4 protein-coding genes are annotated in these 3,787 nt (G+C 23.7%); all 4 read right to left on the bottom strand.

What is annotated here, in order from left to right; genetic code table 11:
* Positions 1 to 123: 123 nt before the first annotated feature.
* Positions 124 to 1,272: a glycosyltransferase family protein gene (locus tag KJQ99_RS08845; RefSeq protein ID WP_214150582.1), complete on the bottom strand. Its 1,149-nt coding sequence runs from the start codon at positions 1,270 to 1,272 to the stop codon at positions 124 to 126.
* A gap of 2 nt (positions 1,273 to 1,274) precedes the next feature.
* Positions 1,275 to 2,258, bottom strand: a complete 984-nt coding sequence (locus KJQ99_RS08840) for a GNAT family N-acetyltransferase (protein ID WP_214150581.1) — start codon at positions 2,256 to 2,258, stop codon at positions 1,275 to 1,277.
* Complete coding sequence (locus tag KJQ99_RS08835; protein ID WP_214150580.1) at positions 2,255 to 2,476, bottom strand: acyl carrier protein; 222 nt, start codon at positions 2,474 to 2,476, stop codon at positions 2,255 to 2,257. Before KJQ99_RS08835 ends, KJQ99_RS08840 begins: the two co-directional genes overlap by 4 nt.
* A gap of 1 nt (position 2,477) precedes the next feature.
* The coding region (locus tag KJQ99_RS08830; RefSeq protein ID WP_214150579.1) for an HAD-IIIC family phosphatase at positions 2,478 to 3,787 on the bottom strand (1,310 nt) is incomplete at its 5' end.

Below are 3,787 nucleotides of genomic sequence, written 5' to 3'. Positions count from 1 at the left end.
TTGACACTAGTAGTTAAAGGTTAATAGTTGGAGCATGTGCGAGGATAAAAAAAATATCTTCTGTTTTTTTTTTGTAAGTGACGGGGTCTTCAGAGATTACATCCTCTCTTTTCGTCCGCAGCGTCAGATGTGTATAACATACAGTGAATTATTAGCTACTTTTAATAAATTCTTAGATGCTTCATAATAGCTTGAGTGGTATTTTATATAATGTTCATAACATTTATTTCCATAAATTTGCTTATTTTCTGAATTGTTATATATTAAATCCAACATATCTTTTATCTTAGTTAGTTTACCATTAAACTCATTTGTTTGATACTGCATTATGGCAGTGCAATAATCAGAACTATCAAATAACCAAAAAGCATATTCTGAGTTAATTTTTTTGCCATAATCATCTAGAAGTAATCCAACAGAAGGTATCTTTAAAGCTGCTCCTTCTAGCACCGAAGCTCCCATACAAAATAGTAAATCAACATTTTTTATTAAATATTCTCTCATATCATCTAATAATAATGTAGAAGTAAAAATAAAATTAATATTACGATATATTTTTACAAATTCTTGAACTTCTTTAGCTTTTATACCATCACCTATTATATGGAAGTTAATTTTTTTATTGGTTTTATAATTAGATATATTTTCTATAAGATAATACAAGGCTTGAACTTTTTCTAGTGCTAATCTACTTAACCAACATATATTTATTTCATTTTTATTTATTAAATTTGTATTTGCTAATTCTATTTTGTTATGTGGCTCAAGAGTTATTGGTATATATGGTGTCTCAGCTAGAGAAATATTAAGTTGTTTTTCTATGCTATTTTTTGCTCCCCAATCTATATAGGTCATACATTTAGTTTCGTTCACAAGTTTAAAAAAACTTTTTGTCTCATCATCTAGGAAAACTATATTCCAAGCACATAGAGTTGTTTCATAGTGCCATAATATTATTTTATTATTAGGGTTCATTTTGGTAATTTGTATAGGTCTTGTACTATTTGTTATTATTATTGTTTTTTCTTTTAATGGAAAAACAAGATCATTTTCTTTATATTCTATAATTTTAACTTTTTTATTATTTTTTAATAAATATGTTGCATAACCATCTTTAAAATCACAATAATATATGTTAATATCTGAATTTTTAACAATACTATTTATCATTTGCACAAAAGCATAATTTCCACCACCAATATTAAGCGCTGGTAACCAAAAACAAATAGAATTATATCCTTGGGCTTTTAATTTATTAATTTCATTTAGCATTGTTATCCTTTGTTTTGTATAAGTTCTATTATAAATTTATTTTTTAGCACTAAAAAACATATATTGTTTTGAAAATATATTGAATATTTAATATCAGATATTAATTTTGCTCCTATTTTTAAAAACAATTCTTTAGCTTTTACAATATCATCTGTAGTATACCCAAAATGATACATTTTAATGCCTTGCTTGTTCCAATAATTAAGAGTATTAGAATTATTTAGATTTTCAAGTAATTCTAGTCTTGGAGCTTTACTTGAAATTAAAAATTGACCCTTTATACCTTGATTTTCATCTATGAAAGCATTTCCTTCTTTTTTATAACCTAATAACGAGAATGAGGTCAATTCTTCATCAATATCTTTGCAAGCTACGCCGATATGGTGAAATTTAAAAAGTTTTAAATTCTTTTTTATTTCTCTTAAAAGAAGTTGCAGCGATTTATCTATAAGGTTATTTTTAATATTATTAAAAGTATTTAGATCAATTTGGTGCTCAATAGCGTTATAATAAGTGTTATTTATGTGAAAAAAATTTTCATACTCTTTGTATCTTATTTCGCCTATATTATCATGAAACATAATAACATTTACATTATCTTTTATGCTTCTACAATATAATTTATCTAGTTTTAACTTATTTAGAGCATAGTCAAATAGCAAATACACACTTTCAATAGATGATAAAGATGATTTTTTGATAACCCAACGTCCCCACTCTGCAATATTGTTATTGATATCATAAAAACTTATTAGACCTTCTTTTTCTCCTGTAATTTTGTTTTCTATTACAAAATAATAGTCGTTTTCTCTGTTTAAATAATTTTTTACCCATTCTTCTTGTTTTTTAAGGTCATTAGATATTGGATTTATATATTTGTTTCTATATTGATCTTCATTTCTTATATTTATAATATCTTGAGCGTCAATTAATTCAACACTTCTTAATCTATATAAAAATCCATTTATAATTATTTTTTTATTCATATTAAATCTTTTTTATTTAAAACATCTAGTATTTTTGAAATACTTTTCATATTCATAATTTCTTCATCTTCAAATATACAATTAAATTCTTCTTCTAAAGCCATAATTATACTGACATGATTAAAAGAGTCCCATATGCTATCTTCATTTATTTTTGCATTTAACTCTTGTTTTTTGATAGAAGTTATTTCTGATATAATGTTAATTATTTTTTCCATGTTATATTCCTTTAATTGTAATACTTAAATATTCATTATCTAAATCAGCTTTAAAATCGTTTGTTTGATTTATATTGTTTTTAAAGTGTTCATTAATAAACATTTCTGCGGGTAAATTTCTATCGCCCTTTGTAAAAAATATCTTTAGTTTACTTACATTAAAATGTTCCATCATAAGTAATATGGGTTTTGTTACTATAAAATCATCAATGCCTCTACCAAGTGCCCTACAACTAACAAAAGCTTCTTCTATAATTAAATAATCATTAGTTTTTTTACCGACTATTACACCTATAATTCCGCTGTCTGATAAATTATCTTTTAAGTTAATAGTACATATTTTATAATCACTATCGTTAAAAATATTTTTTACTTCTTCTAAACTATATCTTTTATAACTCAATATAAACTGATTAGTCTTATTTGCTAATTCAAATATTCTATTTATTTGTTCTATATTTTCGTAATCATAGGTTAAATGCATATTTAAAGATTTTAAATAATCAGTATAACTCAATGTGTTTTGCAATTCAGTTCTTTTATTGTTTGATTGACTATCTTTACTTCTTATACTATCTTCAAAGTTTAAATTAAATTTTTTCATTCTAGGATAATTTTTTAGCACATTTAATGTTTTACCAGCATCATCTTTTGCATGTATTATATTAATATTTGGTATGATAGTTCTAACTTGAGTTAATTCACCTAAGTTATCATCTATAAATAAAATACTATCTGTATTTATATTTAAAAATTGTGCCATTTGTATTATTGAATTGGATTTAGAATCCCAGCTTGCAAAGATTTTAGTTATATATTCATTTTTTAAAATAAAATTGTCATTAGTTCTAATTAATTCTTCCACATCTTTAATATCATTTTTAGAAACTATACATACAAAAAAACCTTCTTTAAATTTATCTATTACATATTGCTGTAGTTTTTTATGCTCTTGAGTAATATTAATACCATTAATTCCATCTTCACCTAGAACCCCAGAATATAATGTGTTATCCAAATCAATTGCTAATGCTTTTAGCGTTGGTAACACTATTGAAGGTATATAATTTAACCCTAAGTCAAAAGCTATATCATTTATTGCATTTGAGCTTAAAAAAGTACCTGTAAATTTTTCTAATCGTGTATTATAAAAATCATATTGAACGTTGGTTTTAATGTTATTTAAGTTATATTCTATAATACTACTATTGTTTATGTTTAAATTGTATTCTAAATCATAACAAAATAATATATTTTTTTTATATAATGTTTTAAAGTAGTCAATTCTTTCTTGGATAAAATTATATTTAT

The organism is Campylobacter sp. 2018MI13 (genome assembly GCF_018501135.1).
Classification (GTDB): Bacteria; Campylobacterota; Campylobacteria; order Campylobacterales; family Campylobacteraceae; genus Campylobacter_E.
Note: the sequence above shows the minus strand (reverse complement) of the source record. Positions and strands in the feature narration are given on the sequence as shown.